We start from the raw sequence: 753 nt of genomic DNA, 5'->3' as shown, positions 1-753 counted from the left end.
CAGATGCGGGCGATGGTGCCCGATGATGTTGCCGCGCGCATCGATTGGGATGCGCTGGAACCGCTGTCGTGCAGTTTCGTCTCCGAGCAGCTGCGCTCGACCTACAGCGACCTGCTGTTCAGCACCCGCCTCGACGGCCACGAGGCCTACATCTACCTGCTGATGGAGCATCAAAGCCGCAGCGACCCGTTCATGGCACTGCGGATGCTGGACTACGTTGTCGCCATCTGGAACCGCTACCTGGACGAATACCCGAAGGCCAAGCGTCTGCCCGCGGTGATTCCCCTGGTAGTGCACGCCAGCCCCCGCGGCCACGTCTGGCGGGCCCCGACCGAGGTCGCCGACCTGATCGACCTCGACCCGCAGACCCGCCGCGAGCTCACCCCGTACCTGCCCCGCCTGCGTTTCCTCCTCGACGACCTGAACGCCGTCGACCTGACCGAGCTCCGCGCCCGCGCCTCCACACCGACGGTGCGCGTCGTGCTCACCCTGCTCAAACTCGCACCCGGCAACCCGCACCTCGACATCGACCTGCAACCCCTGGTCAACGACCTGCGCCGGATCATCTCCACACCCGGCGGCCTAGATGACTTGCAGTCGATCCTGACGTACATTTTTGGTGTCGGCGACACCACCGACACCGACCTGGAACCCCTGATCGACCAGCTCGGCCCCCAGGCCAAGGAGACCTACATGACCACCGCTGAGCGACTGCAAGAACGTGGCCGTGCTGAAGGCCGGGTCGAAGGCCGG

Annotated in this window: 1 protein-coding gene; it reads left to right on the top strand. The window is 66.1% G+C overall.

Annotated elements, in window-relative coordinates; translation table 11 throughout:
* Positions 1-12: 12 nt before the first annotated feature.
* Positions 13-753: Rpn family recombination-promoting nuclease/putative transposase (locus FEK34_RS29820; RefSeq protein ID WP_249359750.1), on the top strand; the 741-nt coding region annotated here is incomplete at its 3' end.

Origin of the sequence: Nocardia cyriacigeorgica (genome assembly GCF_005863245.1) — a bacterium.
Lineage (GTDB): Bacteria > Actinomycetota > Actinomycetes > Mycobacteriales > Mycobacteriaceae > Nocardia > Nocardia cyriacigeorgica_C.
Note: the sequence above shows the minus strand (reverse complement) of the source record. Positions and strands in the feature narration are given on the sequence as shown.